Raw genomic sequence first — 18,718 nt, 5'->3', positions numbered from 1 at the left:
AGTGCAAAGATAGTTTTTTATAAACGAATTATGCAATTTTAATTTTGCGTTTTTTTCGATAAATGACGGGAATGTTGGGAATATGGTTTGGAGATGGAATTAGAAGTGCCTTTGAATTGAGAATTATGGTCAATAACCACTACTCCGCCGCAAACTTTACCACAAATGTCTTTGAAAGGCTGCCGGTATAGCTGTCAGTGCTGCCACCCATGCCACTCATTTTCATTACTTGCGTCAGGTACGATTCCATATCAAAGCCACCGCCCTGCTTCCCCTCTTTCACTTCGAGTATCCTGCCCGGCTTAAGTCCTGAGTTCATGCCTATCACAGCCACCCTCGCCCTGGCTTTGTCCATGATCTTTTTTATCAACAACTCTTCTGCTTTGGTCTCATCGGCATATTTGAGGACAGACGCTTTTACCCTTGCTTCATTTTCTAAAAGGTCTTTTATCTTTTGCACTTCAGTTTCGCTGTTTACCACAACGCTATAACCGTTCTCACTCCCGTCACCGTAGATCTTTAAGTCCAACAGGTTGCTTTTTGACGGGCCAAGCGGACCCACCTTGTACTTCTTCGCCTCCAGTTTACGCTTTATCTCCTTCAATTTTTTTTTCTGTTTTTCCTGCTCGGCCATAGGGTCGTAATCTTCCTCAAACGCGACCGCTACAGTATCAAGGGCATAGATATCAGTGTCTGCATAAATATTACACTGGAAACTTAGAGGTTTCAGGGTTATGGTGTCTGTCACTTCTACTTCGATAAATTTGTTTTGCGCGATAGAGGCGATAGAGAACAGCATAAGGGCTGTAAGGAGAAAACTTTTCATTGTACTATAAATTGGTTTTAGCAAACGTAACAAATTTTAAGAAGCAAAAAACCCGCTGAAAAAATTTCTTAGCGGGTTTTAATATTATATAAGTATAACGGACTACTCCACCGTAACCGACTTCGCCAAATTCCTTGGCTGGTCTACGTTACAGCCCCTCATTACCGCAATATGGTAAGACAATAGCTGTAGAGGGATGGTAGTAAGCAACGGCGATAAAGCATCGGTAGTATCCGGCACTTCGATAACGTGATCGGCAAGTTCCCTTACCTGTACGTCGCCTTTCGTTACTACGGCAATGATCTTTCCGCTCCTTGATTTAATCTCTTGTATGTTACTCACGATCTTATCGTAGTGTTCCTGCTTTTGCGCGATGATAACCACTGGCATCTGCTCGTCGATAAGTGCGATAGGACCGTGCTTCATCTCCGCAGCAGGGTAGCCTTCCGCATGGATGTATGAGATCTCTTTTAGCTTAAGCGCACCTTCAAGCGCTACCGGGAAGTTGTAACCCCTGCCCAGGTAAAGGCAGTTTGGCGCATCTTTATAAATAGCCGCGATCTGCTCTGCAACGTCATTGGTCTTAAGGGCTTCGGCTACTTTTTCGGGGATCAGTTCAAGCTCCTGCAGGTACCTGTGGAAGTCTGAATTGTTCATGGTGCCTTTTGCCTGTGCAATGCGAAGCGCGATAAGCGTAAGGACCGTGATCTGTGTAGTGAATGCTTTTGTAGAAGCCACCCCGATCTCCGGGCCAGCGTGTGTGTAGGCACCTGCATCCGTTTCACGGGATATCGACGAACCTACCACGTTGCAAACACCAAATACAAATGCACCGTTTTGCTTTGCAAGCTTAATGGCCGCAAGGGTATCGGCAGTTTCACCCGATTGTGAAATGGCGATAACAATATCCGTAGGGCGAATGATCGGGTTCCTGTAGCGGAATTCCGAAGCATACTCCACCTCAACCGGTATGCGTGTAAATTCTTCGAATATATACTCAGCTACAAGCCCTGCGTGCCATGAGGTACCACAGGCAATGATAAGTATCCTGTCGGCATTAAGGAACTTTTGAAGGTTGTCCTCTATGCCCGCCATTTTGATAAGCCCTTCGTTGGCATGAAGCCTTCCGCGGTACGTATCCTTAATAACGTTTGGCTGCTCGTATATCTCTTTAAGCATAAAGTGGTCGTAACCGCCTTTCTCGATCTGCTCAAGGTTCATCTGCAGCTCCTGGATATAGGGGTCCACCAAAGAGTCATCCTTTATCTTCCTTATTTTCATTGGCTTATGAAGGCGAACGATAGCCATTTCCTCATCTTCAAGATAAATAGCATTTGAAGTATATTCGATGAAAGGTGAAGCATCCGATGCTACAAAGAACTCATCCTTGCCAACGCCGATAGCCAACGGGCTTCCCAAACGGGCAGCAATGATCTCATTTGGCCTTTCTTTATCGAACACGGCAATGGCATAAGCGCCTACTACCTGGTTAAGAGCAACCTGTACGGCTTTACCCAGTTTCAGGTTATCTTTTTTCTTTACATCCTCTATCAGGTTGATAAGCACCTCGGTATCTGTATCCGATTGAAAGGTATATCCCCTGTTGATAAGTTCTTTTTTCAGTGGCTCATAGTTCTCAATGATACCATTGTGAACGATAACAAGGTTGCCCGAATTTGAAAAGTGCGGATGCGAGTTTACATCGTTCGGCACACCATGGGTAGCCCAACGGGTATGGCCAATGCCGATGGTCCCATCAGTGCTTATTTCTTTCGCGGCCTTTTCTTCAAGGTCCGAAACTTTCCCTTTGGTTTTGCATAATGTCAGGTCAGAGCCGTTGTAAAGCACAACGCCTGCACTGTCATATCCTCTGTACTCCAGCCTTCTGAGGCCTTTGATGATCACCGGATATGCATCCCTGTGACCGATGTAACCTACAATTCCACACATAAGTAAATAGCTATATTAATTGGGTTTGGTATAAAAAATCTCAAGTTTAAGGCGCTTGTCTTCCGGCACTGCAGGGTTAGACCCATACAGTATGGTCCCGAATGGGTGCATTACTGACGTTACCGGCAGCGTTTTTATTTCCAATGGCGCCGTAACCCCATTGTTAGTAAATGTTTCTCCGGTGAGAGGGGACCTTAGCGCTGCATTGCCCGTCAGGTTAATGTATTCTGTTACCGCAAGGCCAAGCTTCACGTTGGTAGAATCCTTATTGACAAGGTTATTGATATGGTCGGTGATCCTTATTTTATATTTAAGGCCGCGGCCATCGGTATCATACTGCAGAATGCCTCCGTGAATGAACTTATCAAATTTCGGGGTTCGCAATGTAGTCGATGTATCCAGATAATAATCTGTGATCGGCCTCTTGTTATTCATGTCATAAAGTATAAGGCGCATTGGCTCAATCGCTCCGGCCATGGCAGCTTTATCTACATAAAACACAAGGTTGGCCTCATTGATCAGTACCCGCTCACCGGTCACAGGATCTGGCTCAAGCCCGGCCAGTGACGACTCATTGATGTCGATAAGCGCTATCGAGCCTACACCACCTTTAAGGTAAAGCTTTTCGTCGCCCGACACATTATCATAGTCGGCTATGGCAGACGCGTAGACCGGATCTGGTGTGTTCTCAAGGAAATTGATGGTATTGCCCTTTAGGTTCAGCGTCATGGTTTTCGCTTCCTTGTCTTCGCTGTGTACTCCTCCAGGACATGTGGTACATGCAATATGGTCCCTGTATTTTATGGTTATAGTCCCCTGGTCAAACCTTGGCATGATCATTACCGACTGTCCTGTTTGTGTGACTTTAAAGAACAACCCCCTGAAATATTCCTTGAATACGTTGTTGTTAACCAGCTTACCTGCCGCACCCGTCCCAAACAGCATGCTTTGGAACTCAGCTTTATCCAAATAAAGGAAAATGCCCGGCGCTTTGCGCTCTACGACCTTAGCTGCATTTTGCCCTTCCGGTACGGCCGAGCGCTCTATCTCTGCCTTGCTTATGGCGAACTCACTGCTTTGCGCTGCTGAAAAAGTATTAAGCTTGCCGCCTACTTTTGCCGCATCGACAAGCCCCAGGTCATCCGAATAATATTTTTGGCCGGAAAGGAACGATGAGCCCGGATCGGAGTCACGAAGGAAAAATCCGTTCCTGTAAACCGCAAGGTCGATCTTAGCGCCTTCGGTCCCGTAAATGGAATCGAGCGTATATGTACTTATACCGGTTTCAGCATCCGCTTCATCAAGAGCACTGAAGTAAGGAACATAAAGGTACACAGAGTCTATTTCGGGTGCATAAAGGGTTGGGTTGAGCGTAGCCAGCTCTACCTGGGTAACAAAATGGGCTACGGTCTTGCCGAACACGGGGCTATCATAGGCCCCCAGTGTATTTAGTGTAAGATTATTGGACTGTACCACACCGGTACCCCGGTCGTAGGCCGTTACCGGAGCTACAAGCCTGGTCATGCCGTAGTGTACATCATCGTCAATGATATCGGAACCAATGGAATTATAATCGGTATCGCACGCAACAAAGGATATTATGCTTAATGCAAGAACGATTTTCGTGAAAAGAGAACTATTGATCATAGGTTTTTTTTAAAATTTATCTATAAAACCTGAGTTTTATAGAAATTAGTATACGCGCCTGCAAAATTATCTTTAGGCACATACTCCAGGTAAGGCTTTCCAGAATCCTTCACGGCCTGTAAAAGCCCGTTCGGCAAGGTTTCCGAAGCAATGATAAGGGCATCTGAATGGGCAATGGATGCCTTCATGATATTTTCATAATTTGGCACCTCCAGCATTTTTACATCGCCTTCAGGAACATTATCGAACATTACTTTTTTCAGCATTGCATTATCCAGCGTACCTTCAAACCCCTGTCCGTAAACCGAGGTAACGATCTTTGTATCGGCAAAAAGGGCTTCATCCTTATAAAAATGCTTCATATAGATGGGCAGCATGGCCGCCAGCCAGCCGTGTACATGAATGATGTCCGGCACCCAGTTGAGTTTCTTTACCGTCTCTACCACCCCTTTCGCAAAAAAGATAGAACGCTCATCGTTGTCCGGATACAGCGTACCATCCTCATCGGTAAAGGTCGCTTTCCTTTTAAAATACTCATCGTTATCTATGAAATAGACCTGTATCCTTTCCTTGGGTATCGATGCGACCTTAATGATAAGTGGCATATCCATGTCGTTTACCACCAAATTCATTCCCGACAGGCGGATCACCTCATGCAACTGGTGCCTCCTCTCATTGATATTGCCATAACGGGGCATAAAGATCCTTATCTGCCCCCCCTGATCATTTATCATTTTCGGCACATCATACGACATTAACGACACCTCATTCTCCGCCAGATACGGCACAACTTCAGATGATACATACAATATCCTCTTATCCTCCATCTTCAATAGCTTAATTTTATTTGGTCATAAAAACATGCAAAATTAAACAAATTTGCGCATCTTGCCACGAAATAATTAATTTTGCAACGATTTTTAATTTAAACTTAATGCTCATTTTCAATAATAAAGCCGGTTTGGCGACAGTTTTGTCTGACTACATAAATGTTAAAGCCCCCATCGGGTTCGTCCCGACCATGGGCGCGCTTCACGACGGCCACCTATCGCTGATCAGGCGGTCGGCAGGTGAAAATGAGGTTACGGTGGTAAGCATTTTTGTCAACCCTACCCAGTTCAACAATCCCGAAGACCTTGAAAAATATCCCCGAACACTTGATGCTGACATAGAGAAGATAAAGACCGTAAGTGACAAGATCATTGTTTTTGCCCCTACTGTATATGAAATGTACGACGGCAATACCGCATCGGCACATTTCTCGTTCGACGGGCTCGAAAACCAGATGGAAGGCGCGTTCCGCCCGGGCCATTTTGATGGTGTCGGGACTATTGTTAAGAAATTGTTCGAGATCGTGCAGCCCACTAATGCCTATTTTGGCGAAAAGGATTTCCAGCAGCTGCAGATCGTGAAAAAACTCGTAGAAAAAGAGGGTATGCCCATTAACGTCATCGGATGCCCCATAAGCCGCGAGGCCAACGGGCTGGCCATGAGCTCCCGCAATGAAAGGCTGTCAGGAACAGACAGGGAAAAAGCGGCCGGCATCTACAAAATACTGAAGGAGGCCCAACACAGATCTAAAGACCAGGACTTTGCATCTGTAAAACAATTTGTTCACAATGCATTTGCGGCACTGCCCGGCTTTACCATGGACTATTTTGAGATAGCCGCCGAAGACGACCTGAAACCTGCTGTTAGCGAGGGAAAAAAGAAATACAGGGCTTTCATTGCAGTTTTTTTGAGCAATGTGCGGCTGATCGATAATATTTCATTAAATTGATTACCTTTGCCCCATGCAAATTCAAGTTGTAAAGTCCAAGATTCACCGCGTTAAGGTGACTGGAGCTGATTTAAATTACATAGGCAGCATTACCATTGACGAAGCGCTAATGGAAGCTTCCAATCTTATTGAAGGTGAAAAAGTTTCGATAGTAAACATCAACAACGGTGAGCGCCTCGAGACTTATGTGATCAAAGGGAACAGGAACAGCGGCGAGATAACGCTAAACGGCCCTGCTGCAAGGAAAGTCCAGAAAGGAGACATCATTATCATCATTTCTTACGGGATACTGGATATTGAAGAAGCCAAAACCTTTAAGCCATCGATCGTATTCCCCAACGAAAATGACAACTCGCTAACCTAGCCTTGAAAAAAAAGATAAGCAGGATATTAAGCATTGCGCTCCCACTTTTGTTGGGAGTTTTTTTAATTATATACATGTACCGGCAGTTTACCTCAACAGAACTGGAAGACCTGAAAAACAGCTTCCGTACTGCCGACTACCTCTACGTTTTCTTTTCACTGATAATTGGTTTTACAGGATTTTGGGCACGTGCCTACCGTTGGAAGTACACCCTTGCGCATATTGGGTACAGCGCCCCGATGGGTGCTAAGTTTGGCTCTGTCTGCATCACCTACATCATGAACATGTTCATACCCCGCAGTGGCGAAGTGAGCCGCGCCGTTGCCATAAACAAATATGCAGGCATACCCTTCGACAAGGCCCTTGGCACCATCATAGCAGAACGCATTGTAGACATGATACTGCTGGTACTGGTCGTAGGGCTTACTGCCATACTCCAGTTTGAAGAAATGAGGTCTTACCTTGCCGAGATCCCATTCAAACAACTTCTGTTTTATGGCACTATCGCCGGAATATTGTTCCTGGGCTCTGTGCTTTTCTTCGTCTACTCAAAGCTTGAGTGGGTACAAAAGATAAAGATACGCATATCCGGGTTAATGCAGGGCGCTCTTAGCGTTTTCAAAATGCCTAACAAATGGCCTTTCCTTTTGCTTTCGCTCTATATCTGGTTTAGTTACGTGCTGATGTTTTACATCACCATATATGCCCTTCCCGAAACGTCGGGGCTTAGCTTTGGCACTGTATTCACGGCATTTGTCATCGGGAGCATCGTTATTACCTTTACCAATGGTGGCACAGGCTTTTTCCCATTTGCCATTGCCAAAATACTTGCTGTATACGGCGTGCCAAAATCGGCAGGCGCTGCCTTCGGGTGGATCGTGTGGACTTCTCAAACCGCGCAGATACTGGTCTTAGGCGGATTGTCTTTTTTATTGCTGCCACTTGTATACAGAAACAAATAATCGCTATCTTGCGAAACTATTTGCTTCAACCCCGTAAAGCTATGAAACACACAGTATTAACCTTGCTGATAGCCTTTATTTGGCCGCTCTCCGCCCAAGTAAAGGTGGAAGAGATCGCGTCAAAAAAGCTCAATGCGACACGCGAGATCACTATTCTCACTCCTCCGTCCTATGCCACTGACAAGAACAAAAAATATCCGTTATTGTTCCTATTGGATGGCGATTACCTTTTTGATCCCTTCTCGGGCATAGTTTCATATACAGAATACTGGAATGACCTTCCTGAGGTGATCATAGTAGCTCTTACCCAGGACAATGCCGAACAAAGGGAATTTGACACCCAAACCGCCGAACAAAACGGCCTGCCATTTGACCAAAGTGAAAAATTTTTCGAGTTCCTGGCCTATGAGCTGGTGCCTTCGTTAGAGAAAAATTACAGGGTCGCGCCTTTTAAGATCATTGCCGGGCATAATATGACAGCTAATTTCATGAACTACTTCCTGTTCAAAGAAAAACCGGTATTTAATGCTTTTATAAGCATGAGCCCCGAGCTTGCCGTTAACATGGAAACACAGCTGCCCGAACAGCTTGCCAAACTGAAAAGCCCTGTCTACTATTACCTGGCCACTGCCGATGGCGACCTGGCCAGCCAGCAAAAGACAATAAAGGCGCTGGATACCAACATTAAGGCGGTGACCAACCCTAACCTGAAATACTTTTTTGACGATTTTAGGGGTGCTTCCCATTATTCTCTTGTGGCACGCGCCATACCGGCTTCGCTATATGATATTTTTTCATGCTACCAGCCCATATCATCTTCAGAGTACCTTGAAAAGATCGTTAAGCTGCCGTCTGGCTATGTAAAATACCTTACCGACAAGTATGATGTGATAGAAAAGGACCTCGGATTGAAAATACCAATGAGGCTCAACGACTTTAAAGCGATCGAAGCTGCCATATTGAAGAATGGCGTATACGATGAGCTGCGCGACCTTTCGGACGTGGCCTCAAAACAATATCCAAAGACTACCCTGAGTGATTATTATTCAGGACTATTTTATGAAAAGACCGGCGACAATAAAAAAGCCGTAAAAGCCTATATGCGCAGCTATACCCTTGAACCTATCGGCGAGTACACCACCGAGTTCATGCTGGAAAAGGCTGAAAAACTTAAAGAACGCTAATGTCCAAACTCAAGACTGCTTTTTTTTGCCAGAATTGCGGCACCCAATATCCAAAATGGCAGGGGCAATGCAATGCCTGCAAGCAATGGAATACCATAGTTGAAGAAGTAATACAAAAAGAAGAAAAGCAATCCTGGAAAGCTTCATCGGGCGAAACCAAAAAGGCTCCTAAACCACTAAAGATAACCGAGATCGACTCGGCTGCCGAACTGCGGCTGGATACGGGCGACGGCGAGCTGAACCGGGTATTGGGCGGCGGGCTGGTACCGGGATCGCTCACCCTTTTGGGCGGCGAACCGGGAATAGGCAAAAGTACGCTGCTGCTGCAGATATCCTTAAAACTGCCCTACCGCACGCTGTATGTATCGGGTGAAGAGAGCCAAAAGCAGATAAAAATGCGTGCCGAAAGGATAACCCCTGCCGCAGATAACTGCTATGTGCTTACCGAGACCAAAACGCAGAACATCTTTAAACAGATCGAGGCACTTCAGCCGGAAGTGCTGATCATTGACTCGATACAAACACTTCATACCGACTTCATAGAATCGACAGCCGGCAGCATTTCGCAAATACGTGAAACTACCGCCGAACTGATAAAATTTGCCAAGGAAACCAATGTACCTGTTATCCTGATAGGCCACATTACCAAAGATGGCAGCATAGCCGGCCCTAAGATACTGGAACACATGGTAGATACAGTACTCCAGTTCGAGGGTGACCGTAACCACGTATACCGCATACTCCGCTCGCTCAAGAACCGTTTTGGCTCTACCGCCGAACTGGGCATTTACGAAATGCTGGGCAGTGGGTTGAGGGAGGTTTCCAATCCGTCGGAAATACTCATATCACACAAAGATGAGGAGATGAGCGGCACCGCCATAGCAACCACCATGGAAGGCATGCGACCGCTGATGGTAGAGATACAGGCGCTGGTAAGCTCGGCCGTATATGGCACGCCGCAAAGGAGCACGACAGGTTATAATGCAAAAAGGCTCAACATGGTGCTGGCCGTACTCGAAAAAAGGGCCGGTTTCCGTTTGGGTGCCAAAGACGTTTTCCTGAACATTACAGGCGGCATTAATGTAGATGATCCTGCGATAGACCTTGCCGTGGTAGCCGCTATTTTATCATCTAACGAAGATATTGCCGTTGGAAAGGGCTGCTGCTTTGCGGGCGAAATTGGCCTATCGGGCGAGATACGCCCCGTAAACCGTGTAGACCAACGCATACTGGAAGCGGAAAAGTTAGGATTTTCTACTATTTTTGTATCTAAGTACAACAAGATCTCATTAAAAAACACCCTGATCGAAATAAAGCTGGTAGCCAAAATTGAGGATGTCGCGGGCTATCTTTTCGGTTAGCCATCACCATTTGCATGCGTAAAAGTCGTATTAAAAAAATAGCCTTCTTACTTTTAAAAATAGTTGCAGTACTGCTCATCATCGGTACAATTTGCTTTTTTGCCTTCCGCAACATGATGCTGGAAAAAGCGATAGCCAAAGTTGCTGCCAAAATGGAGCGCGACTATAACAGCCGTTTTACTGTAAAACAAGCCACCTTTAAAGGCTTTTCGGGCATTGAGCTGAAAGAGATCGCGTTAGTTCCTAAAAATGCCGATACACTGCTGCATGTGCAGGAGATAAAAACATCGGTCAATTACCTGAAGCTGCTTACAGGCGATGTACAGCTGGGCACCCTCGAAATGAAGAATGGCTATGTACAGCTGGTGCGCAACAAAAATGGTAAGAATTTTGATACGTTCCTGAAAAAGAAAAAAGACGAAACACCGGACGATGGCCCAACAGAAGCCAACTATGCCGACCGTGCCTACAATATACTGAACACGGCGCTAAACCTGGTGCCAACCGACATGAAGCTGGACAACCTTACCCTGCGCCTGGACGACATGGGCCGCGAGGTAAACCTGAACCTGCAGCAGATGCGCCTGGCCGACGAGCATCTGGAATCGACTATTGGCGTTACCGCCGACAGCATAAGCCAGACCTGGAAAGTAAAAGGGATGGCCGACCCAAGGGACAAGCGCGCTGACCTGAAGTTCTTCAACTCCGACACCTCACGCATCAAGGTGCCCTACATTTACGAACGTTTTGGCCTTAAGTCGGGCTTCGATTCCATCCACCTGAATGTAGAGAACATTGACATGGATGGCGATGAGCTGCACATAGACGGCTTCGCTTCCATTGGCAACTTTATGGTCAATAACCCGCGCATTGCCAAAAAAGATGTTGTGATAGACAAGGCACGCTTTGACTACCACTTCCTCTTCGGGCCGGATTTTGTCGCGATAGACAGCAGTTCGACCGTGCAGCTCAACCAGATCAAATTCAATCCCTACGCGCGCTACAGCGTTGCCGGAGACACCATTTACGAGCTAAAGGCCAGGATACCCACAACCAAGGCGCAGGACTTTATCAACTCACTGCCAACAGGGCTGTTTACCAACTTTGAGGGTATGGAGGCTGAAGGTACCTTTAGCTACGACCTCAAATTCCAATTCAACAAGAACAAGCCGGGAGCACTGGTATTTGACAGCAACCTGAAAAAAGACGGCCTGAAGATCATAAAATATGGCGCGGCCGATCTGGCGAAGCTCAACACTACGTTCACTTACAGGGCCATTGATAACGGGAGGGCACAGCGCCCGATCCTCGTGGGGCCGGGAAACCCATTTTTTACTCCACTCGACCAGATATCGCCTTATGTAAAAAATGCGGTACTTACCAGCGAGGACCCTTCGTTCTTCCGCCATCGGGGTTTCATTACTGAAGCGTTCAGGCAATCGATCATTAAGAACATCAAGACCAGGCAGTTTTCCCGCGGGGCCAGCACCATAAGCATGCAGCTGGTAAAGAACGTATTCCTTACCAGGGAGAAAACGCTTTCGCGAAAGCTGGAGGAGATATTGCTGGTATACATACTGGAGAACAACGGCATATCGAACAAATCGCGCATGCTGGAAGTGTATTTTAATGTGATCGAATGGGGGCCGGATGTATATGGCATTGGCGAGGCTGCCGATTATTACTTCAACAAACACCCTTCTCAGTTATCGCTGGACGAGTCGGTATTCCTGGCAAGCATCGTACCAAGGCCAAAAGCGTTCATGTGGCAGTTTGACGGGGCTGGCCAGCTGAAGCCGTATGCCATAAAGCACAACAAATTCGTAAAGGACCTGATGCTTCGCCGTGCCCTGATCATGCCCGAAGATACCATTGCACAGCACGGCGATGTTCACGTTTCAGGCAGGGGAAGGTCGCGATTAAGGCTTACCGAAATACCACAATTCGAAGGCGATTCGCTGGAACTGGATGAATTCTTCTTCAATTTATCAAAGACGTCTTTTTAGGTTAAGCTCTCTTTAGGTACCAGGCCGAGTCCATTAGAGATATAATTCGTGTAATTCGTGGCAAAATTAACATTGTCATCCCAACCTTTATTATCAAAAAATGCTCTTACCAATAAATACACATTTATGAAAAAGATAGTTGCATTGTGCCTGCTGATAAGCGGGATGGCATTTGCCCAAAAGCCGGTATTCACTACCGCAAAGGCCGTTGCCGCCACGGTTTACTTTAATGGCGCTGAACTTTCGCAGACGGCGATTGTAAACCTGCCGGCCGGAAGCAGCGAGATCGTGGTAAAGAACGTAGCCGACTACCTCAACGAGAATACTGTACGAATTGGCGCGCCATCAGGGCTTACGGTGCTCTCGGTGCAATTTACGCGCGACTATATTTCGGAATATGAAGCCGACGAAACTTCGCCTGCCATAAAGAAAGTACGTGACAGCATTACTTTGGTACAAAAAGACCTGGAACGCACCACCACCGCCAAGGCTCAGGAACTGAAAGTAATAGAACTGCTGGACAAGAACACCCAGGTGGGCGGGCAGCAGTCGGGGCTTAGTGTAGCCGAACTGATGAAGCTGGCCGACTACTACAAGGCCAAGCGGACAGAAACGGCAACAGCCATTAATACATTGGTCGAAAAAGAAAAAAAGCTGAACGAACTGCTGGCGAAGCTGAACCGCCGCCTGGAAACCAATACCCAAACCAAGGAAAACATTTCTAACGGCAAGCTGGTATTGCAGGTAATGAACGAGGTGGCCGGCAACGTACCGCTTACCATAGATTACCTTGCGCAAAACGCGGGCTGGACTGTATTTTATGACCTGAGGGCAGATAACATTTCGCAGCCCATCAACCTGGTGTACAAGGCACAGGTAGTACAGCAAACCGGGCTGGACTGGAAAAAGGTAAAGTTGACCCTTTCCAGCGGCATGCCCAACCAGAATAACGTGGCACCTGGACTGAACCCCTGGTTTTTACAGACGTATGAAATTAGAAATATAAATGAAAAATCAAAAGCGACATTTGCACAAACACTTCAGGGGCAAGTGCCTGGATTGCAAATTACAAATGACGAAAATGCCGAAATAGTAACACAGGGATATATGAGTATGAAATCTAACATCGCTACTAGCCCTACTGAAAACCAGCTCACAGTTTCTTTCGATATTGATATCCCTTACGACATTCTTTCCAATGGCAAAAAGCACAGCGTGACCCTGAACGAAATAAAGCTCCCGGCATCCTACAGGCACCTTACAATTCCGAAAGTAGACAAAGAAGCCTACCTGCTGGCCGAGATCACCGACTACTCCAAATACAACCTGCTGAAGGGCGAGGCGAACATTATTTTTGAAGGGATGTATGCCGGGAAGACCTATATAGACCCGCTACAGACTACCGATACCCTGAGCCTGAGCATGGGCAGGGATAAGAAGATCTCTGTTGAAAGGGTAAAAGTGATCGATAAGTCGGGCAGTAAGTTCCTTTCGTCCAAAAAAGAGCAGACCTTTACCTACGACATCATTGTACGCAACAATAAAAAAGAGGCGGCCAATATTACCGTTAAAGACCAATACCCCATAAGCACTTTGGAAAACCTTGAGGTAGAACTGCTGGAAAGCAGCGGCTCCGAAGTGGCCAAAGAAACCGGCATGCTGCAATGGCAGATGAAGCTAAAGCCCGGCGAGACTAAAAAGGTACGCCTGAGCTACCGGGTGCGGCATCCTAAGAACATTGCGGTAGGAAATCTGTAATATTTTGTTAAGCACCTAATTGATATTGTGTTATATTAAGTAAATTTACTGGTATAACACAATATCCTATTTGCTATGAAGACAAAACTATTCTTTGCATCGCTGCTTTTTTCGGGTTTTATGAACGCACAGGACATCGACCTGGAACTGTATGCACAAGGCCTGAACAACCCCGTAGACATTGCTTTTGCCAATGATGACAGAATGTTCGTCGTAGAGCAGGGCGGACTTATAAAAATGGTGGTGCACGTAGAACAGGAAACTAACATAAGTACCTTCCTGAACATATCCTCGCTGGTAGACACCGGCGCTAACGAAGGTGGGCTTTTAGGCCTTGCCTTCCATCCTGAATTTGAGACCAACGGGTATTTCTTCGTCAACTATACAAATACTGCCGGAAATACTGTTATAGCACGATATTCACTGAACGCAACAGACCCTAACCTGGCCGAGCCTACAAGCGCGGTGATATTGCTTACCATAGATCAGCCTTTTTCCAACCATAATGGTGGCTGCCTGCGTTTTGGACCTGACGGATACCTGTATATAGGCATGGGCGATGGCGGCAGCGGAGGCGACCCGGGCAACAGGTCGCAAAACATCAATACCCTTTTAGGTAAAATGCTAAGGATAGATGTAGATAACGGCGACCCTAATTATTCCATCCCCTCAGATAACCCATATGTAGGGATAGACGGCTCGGACGAGATCTGGGCCATTGGCTTGCGCAACCCCTGGAAATTTTCGTTCAACAGGATCAATGGCGACCTTTGGATCGGCGATGTGGGCCAGGGTGAAAGGGAGGAGATCAATAAAGTACCTTCTACAGCCTCGGGACTTAACTACGGCTGGAGGTGTTATGAAGGCACACTTGAATTTGACATGTCGCAATGCAACGGCATAACCGGCTTTACAGTCCCTTTTGCCGACTACAGCAGTGGCTCGGGCAGCGGCAACTGTTCTGTTACAGGAGGATATCAGTATACAGGGGCCTTATTCCCGAACCTGCAGGGAAAATATCTCTTTGCAGATTATTGCAGCGATAAGATAGGCATACTTAATGAAGCAGGCGAAATAACATTTACGGAGACATTCGACGGGAATAACTTCACTACTTTTGGGGAAGACATCAGTGGTGAGCTATTTGTTGCCGGCATAAGCAGCGGGAACATTTACCGCATAATCGACAACTCACCGGCAGGCACGGACAGTTTTGCGGGAGGATCATACAAGATTTACCCGAACCCTGCGGGAGAAGAAGTATTTGTTGAATTCTCTGATATCGCATCGCCAACAGCAATAAGCATACTCGACATACATGGCAAACTATTACTGCAGCAAAACATTGCAGAAGGCAGGTCCCGTATAGATACATCAGGACTTGGTTCCGGAATATACCTGATGAAAATGGAATCATCAGGTGCCGTGAAGCATCACAAGCTTATGGTGAGATAATCGATACATTTACATCTTATAAATAACAAGGCCGGAAATTACTCCGGCCTTTCTTGTATTTATATATGCTGTTATATCTCGTTCAGCATTTTTGATATTTCATCCAACTTTGGCGTAAGGATGATCTCGATCCTACGGTTTTTCGATTTGCCTTCTGCGGTATCATTGCCGGCTACCGGGGCAAACTCTCCCCTACCGGCTGCTGTTAGGTTTTGCGCGTTCACGCCTTTATTCTCACGGATGATATTCACAATGGCCGTGGCACGCTTGGTAGAAAGGTCCCAGTTATCGGTTATCTGGCCACTGCCCTGATAGGGTACATTATCCGTATGTCCCTCGATAAGCACCGCTATTTCAGGATTTGCGGCAAGTACCTTGGCCACTTCGACCACCGCCTTCTTACCTTCGGTGCCCACTACCCAGCTTCCCGACCCGAACAGCAACTTATTCTCCATCGAAACATATACCTTACCATTCTTCATTTCTACGGTAAGGCCTTTTCCTTCAAAGCTGTTAAGCGCTTTTGACAACGTTTCCTTAAGCTTTTTCAGGCCGGCTTCCTGAGCGGCGATCATGCTTTCCAGCTCGTTAACGCGCTGCGAACGGTCTTTCAGCTCAGCGCTTAATTTGTTCAGCCTTTCCTGCTCGGCGGCAAGCGCTTTTTCCTTAGCCTCGAGCTGTGCCAACAGTTCGCGGTTCTTTTTCATGTTGGTATCCAGTGCATCGCCGCTGTTCTTTTCCAGCGCGGCATAAGATGACTTGAGCGTATTAAGGCTCGATTGTGATGCGGCATGATCTGCTGCCAGCTTGTCACGGTCGGCTTTCATTTTGTCAAGTTGTGCCTGCAGGTCCTTCGATCTCAGGTCGAGTTCATTGCGCTCTTTTTCAAGTTTGGTATTCTGGTCGGCCATCTCGCGGTTCTCTTTCTTCAGGTCGGCATACTTGTTTTCCAGGTCGGTGTACACTTTCTTGGATACGCAGGAAGTTGTAAGCGCCAAAAGGAGCAATCCCACGGAAATTTTTCTTAAGATCATTTGTGTTCGTTTTAGTGGTTAACCGGCCCTCCCCGGCTTTATGTTCAATAGTGTTTATTCAAATTCTACCAATATCGGGCAATGGTCGCTGTGCCGTGCTTCGGGTAATATAAGGGCACGGGTAAGACGTTCGCGCAGAGGTTCGCTTACCATTGCATAATCAATACGCCACCCTTTGTTGTTGGCACGGGCGTTGCCAAAGTTGCTCCACCATGTATAGTTGTGCGGCTCCTTGTTAAAATGGCGGAAACTGTCGATGAACCCACTCTCCATGAATCCTCCCAGCCAGGCCCTTTCATTTGGCAAAAAGCCCGAAACCCTTGCATTGCGTACCGGGTCGTGAATGTCGATCTTCTCGTGGCAAATGTTATAATCGCCGCAAATAATGATATTCGGCATCTCGTTACGCAGTGCAGCAATGTAGTGGTGGAACTCGTCCATATAGCGGAACTTGTACTCATGCCTTTCTATATTGGTTCCCGATGGCAGGTAGAGGCTCATTACAGAAAATCCGTCAAAATCCAGCCTGATGTTACGGCCTTCAAAGTCCATATGTTCAATACCGGTGCCATATACCACATTGTTGGGCTTATGCTTCGACAGGATAGCCACACCGCTGTAGCCTTTCTTTTGGGCCGAGAACCAATAGTGGTATGGGTAGCCTGCGGCCTCGATCTCATGTACTGCGACCTGGTCTACGGTCGCCTTGGTCTCCTGAAGGCAGATAACGTCCGGGGCGGCCTGTTGCAGCCATTCAATGAACCCTTTGTTGAACGCCGCACGAATGCCATTTACGTTGTATGAAATGATCTTCATTAATTTGTGTTTGGATTCCAAAAATAAATAAAAAGATAAGCAAAACCGTATATAACTTTTAATTTAAGATGGCATCCATCCTATAAATGCGGAAATCTATCCATTTCCACGGCATCTATCCTTCCTACACACGGCTGCCAACTGTAATGGCGACAAGTTTAGCACCTAAACTTTTAACCCGTAGGCATTAATTAAAACAAATCATTAAATTTGCTCCACTTATAAAAAACATCATCATGTTACAGACAGCATTTATCAGGGAAAACAGGGAAAAAGTGATACAGGCTTTGGGCAAAAGGAATTTTGATGCCACAGCTTTGGTAGACGAAGTGATCGCGCTCGACGAGAAAAGAAGGGCGACACAGGTAGAGCTTGACACCGTACTTTCGGAATCGAACAAGCTGTCGCGCGACATTGGCGAGCTGATGAAGGCGGGCGAAAAGGCAAAAGCCGCAATTATTAAAGAGAAAACAGTACAGTTTAAAGACAAGAGCAAGACGCTTGGCGAAACCCTTGATGAAGTGACCGAGGCACTCACACAGGCATTGTACAAGCTGCCGAACACCCCTGCCGAGATCGTTCCTGTGGGCAAAACACCGGAGGAAAATCTTGAGGTGTATGCCGAAGGCGATATCCCCGTGCTTCATGAGGGCGCTATGCCGCACTGGGACCTTGCAAAGAAATACGACATTATCGACTTTGAGCTTGGAAATAAGATAACAGGTGCCGGCTTCCCGGTATACAAAGGGAAAGGCGCAAGATTACAGCGTGCGCTGATAAGCTATTTCCTTGATAAGAACACGGATGCGGGCTACAAGGAATACCAGGTGCCGCATTTGGTGAACGAAGCATCGGGCTATGGCACAGGACAGCTTCCGGATAAAGAAGGGCAGATGTACCACGTGGGCATTGATGACCTGTACTTGATCCCAACGGCCGAAGTGCCGGTTACCAATATGTTCCGCGATGTGATATTGACGGAAAGTGAGTTGCCGGTATTGTGTACGGGCTATACGCCGTGCTTCCGCAGGGAGGCGGGTTCCTATGGCGCGCACGTAAGGGGGCTTAACCGCCTGCACCAGTTCGATAAGGTAGAGATCGTTCGCATAGAGCATCCGGATAAATCATACGAAGCATTAGACGGAATGGTAGAACATGTGAAGACACTGCTTCAGGAGCTGAAACTCCCATATCGCGTATTGCGACTTTGCGGCGGCGACATGGGCTTTGCATCGGCGCTGACCTATGACTTTGAAGTATTCTCGACCGCACAGGACCGTTGGCTCGAGATCAGCTCGGTATCGAACTTTGAAACGTTCCAGGCCAACAGGCTGAAGCTGCGTTTCCGCGATAAAGACGGCAAGAACCACCTGGCACATACGCTAAATGGAAGCTCGCTGGCACTGCCAAGGGTACTGGCCGGGATACTGGAAAACTACCAGACGCCGGAAGGCATCGTGATCCCCGAAGTTTTACGCCCTTATACCGGATTTGATATAATAAATTAGTAGATTTGTGTGAAGACACAAAAAGAACGCGGATGACGCGGATCTTAGCAGTTGGTCGCATATTTTA

The 18,718-nt window shown here is 46.8% G+C and carries 15 protein-coding genes; 9 read left to right on the top strand and 6 right to left on the bottom strand.

Annotation, left to right across the window (positions count from 1 at the left end; translation table 11 throughout):
- Positions 1–139 precede the first annotated feature (139 nt).
- The 4 genes from ACT6R0_RS11560 to ACT6R0_RS11545 all read right to left on the bottom strand — a co-directional run bounded on the left by ACT6R0_RS11560 (position 140) and on the right by ACT6R0_RS11545 (position 5,250).
- On the bottom strand, positions 140–826 hold the full coding sequence (locus ACT6R0_RS11560) for a hypothetical protein (RefSeq protein WP_444653236.1): 687 nt from the start codon (positions 824–826) through the stop codon (positions 140–142).
- Positions 827–928: 102 nt separating this feature from the next.
- Positions 929–2,776, bottom strand: a complete 1,848-nt coding sequence (gene glmS, locus ACT6R0_RS11555; RefSeq protein ID WP_444653238.1) for a glutamine--fructose-6-phosphate transaminase (isomerizing) — start codon at positions 2,774–2,776, stop codon at positions 929–931.
- Between the two features lie 15 nt (positions 2,777–2,791).
- Entirely contained in the window at positions 2,792–4,423 is a 1,632-nt protein-coding gene (locus tag ACT6R0_RS11550; RefSeq protein ID WP_444653239.1) for a DUF4270 domain-containing protein, read from the bottom strand.
- Positions 4,424–4,443: 20 nt separating this feature from the next.
- Complete coding sequence (locus tag ACT6R0_RS11545; RefSeq protein ID WP_444653240.1) at positions 4,444–5,250, bottom strand: glycogen/starch synthase; 807 nt, start codon at positions 5,248–5,250, stop codon at positions 4,444–4,446.
- A gap of 107 nt (positions 5,251–5,357) precedes the next feature.
- On the opposite strand from ACT6R0_RS11545, the gene panC reads away from it, so the two are divergent.
- The 8 genes from panC to ACT6R0_RS11505 all read left to right on the top strand — a co-directional run bounded on the left by panC (position 5,358) and on the right by ACT6R0_RS11505 (position 15,293).
- Positions 5,358–6,203, top strand: coding sequence for a pantoate--beta-alanine ligase (panC, locus tag ACT6R0_RS11540; protein ID WP_444653242.1), 846 nt, complete (start codon positions 5,358–5,360; stop codon positions 6,201–6,203).
- Between the two features lie 13 nt (positions 6,204–6,216).
- Entirely contained in the window at positions 6,217–6,567 is a 351-nt protein-coding gene (gene panD, locus ACT6R0_RS11535) for an aspartate 1-decarboxylase (RefSeq protein ID WP_444653244.1), read from the top strand.
- Between the two features lie 2 nt (positions 6,568–6,569).
- Positions 6,570–7,529, top strand: a complete 960-nt coding sequence (locus ACT6R0_RS11530; RefSeq protein ID WP_444655663.1) for a lysylphosphatidylglycerol synthase transmembrane domain-containing protein — start codon at positions 6,570–6,572, stop codon at positions 7,527–7,529.
- A gap of 41 nt (positions 7,530–7,570) precedes the next feature.
- Positions 7,571–8,713: an alpha/beta hydrolase gene (locus ACT6R0_RS11525; RefSeq protein ID WP_444653246.1), complete on the top strand. Its 1,143-nt coding sequence runs from the start codon at positions 7,571–7,573 to the stop codon at positions 8,711–8,713.
- Positions 8,713–10,074: a DNA repair protein RadA gene (radA, locus tag ACT6R0_RS11520; RefSeq protein ID WP_444653247.1), complete on the top strand. Its 1,362-nt coding sequence runs from the start codon at positions 8,713–8,715 to the stop codon at positions 10,072–10,074. The genes ACT6R0_RS11525 and radA overlap by 1 nt, the downstream gene beginning before the upstream one ends.
- Positions 10,075–10,088: 14 nt before the next feature.
- Positions 10,089–12,080, top strand: coding sequence for a transglycosylase domain-containing protein (locus ACT6R0_RS11515; protein WP_444653248.1), 1,992 nt, complete (start codon positions 10,089–10,091; stop codon positions 12,078–12,080).
- 126 nt (positions 12,081–12,206) lie between these two features.
- Complete coding sequence (locus ACT6R0_RS11510; protein WP_444653250.1) at positions 12,207–13,838, top strand: DUF4139 domain-containing protein; 1,632 nt, start codon at positions 12,207–12,209, stop codon at positions 13,836–13,838.
- 75 nt (positions 13,839–13,913) lie between these two features.
- Positions 13,914–15,293: a PQQ-dependent sugar dehydrogenase gene (locus ACT6R0_RS11505; protein WP_444653251.1), complete on the top strand. Its 1,380-nt coding sequence runs from the start codon at positions 13,914–13,916 to the stop codon at positions 15,291–15,293.
- A 71-nt stretch (positions 15,294–15,364) separates the two neighbouring features.
- Here the strand turns inward: ACT6R0_RS11505 and ACT6R0_RS11500 are convergent, their stop codons facing one another.
- The gene (locus ACT6R0_RS11500) at positions 15,365–16,324 is read right to left on the bottom strand and encodes an OmpA family protein (protein WP_444653833.1); all 960 of its coding nucleotides are present in this window, start codon (positions 16,322–16,324) and stop codon (positions 15,365–15,367) included.
- A 57-nt stretch (positions 16,325–16,381) separates the two neighbouring features.
- Positions 16,382–17,143: an exodeoxyribonuclease III gene (locus ACT6R0_RS11495; protein WP_444653253.1), complete on the bottom strand. Its 762-nt coding sequence runs from the start codon at positions 17,141–17,143 to the stop codon at positions 16,382–16,384.
- A 236-nt stretch (positions 17,144–17,379) separates the two neighbouring features.
- On the opposite strand from ACT6R0_RS11495, the gene serS reads away from it, so the two are divergent.
- Positions 17,380–18,651, top strand: coding sequence for a serine--tRNA ligase (serS, locus tag ACT6R0_RS11490; protein WP_444653254.1), 1,272 nt, complete (start codon positions 17,380–17,382; stop codon positions 18,649–18,651).
- The last annotated feature ends 67 nt before the right edge of the window (positions 18,652–18,718 follow it).

Source organism: Flavobacterium sp. (genome assembly GCF_052437795.1).
Lineage (GTDB): Bacteria > Bacteroidota > Bacteroidia > Flavobacteriales > Flavobacteriaceae > Flavobacterium.
This window is presented reverse-complemented; position numbering and strand designations above follow the sequence as displayed.